The following is a 572-nucleotide window of genomic DNA, read 5'->3' as shown; positions in this document are numbered from 1 at the left end:
AATCACGCTGCGCAAGGAGTGGAGTGGGTTCAAACCGCACTGGCAGGCCTCCAGCGCGAGCGCCATTGGCAGTGGGATATTGGCCGGTACCTGGTCAGCCATTTCCGGGGTGTGGGACAGCGTGTCGCTGGTGCAGGACATCCTCAAGGACCCGGCCAAGCACATCGAACGCCTCGGCACCCAGGCCGCCGAGTTGGCGGCCCTGGCGCGCGAGGCGCCCCAGGTGATGGAACAGGCGATGTTGCTGGCCAGCGACGAGGCGGCGCTGTACCTGATGCTGCGCACGGCGATGATCTGGCTGTCGGCGTTGCCGCCCAGCCAGGTGGCGGGGAAAACCGCCGAGGTGATTGCCGGGTTTGCCGTGTCGCTGCTCATTGATTTGCTGATTGCGCTGGTGCTGACCATTGCCCTGCAAGGCGCCGGGATCGCGTATCTGGGGCTGCGCCTGGCGAAGTATGGAGCGCAGGTGGTTGAGCTTGCGGTGGGCTTCGTCAAAGGCGTGTTCGACATCCTCAAGCGTTTTACGGCGGCGGTGGATCGCTACAAGGCGGTGGCCGTGCGCGGCGTCGTCG

1 pseudogene is annotated in these 572 nt (G+C 65.6%); it reads left to right on the top strand.

Features of this window, described 5'->3' with window-relative positions:
* Window positions 1–572: pseudogene (locus FIV38_RS29860) on the top strand (type IV secretion protein Rhs); the annotation flags it as partial.

It is taken from the genome of Pseudomonas proteolytica (assembly GCF_007858275.1).
Classification (GTDB): domain Bacteria; phylum Pseudomonadota; class Gammaproteobacteria; order Pseudomonadales; family Pseudomonadaceae; genus Aquipseudomonas; species Aquipseudomonas proteolytica.
Note: the sequence above shows the minus strand (reverse complement) of the source record. Positions and strands in the feature narration are given on the sequence as shown.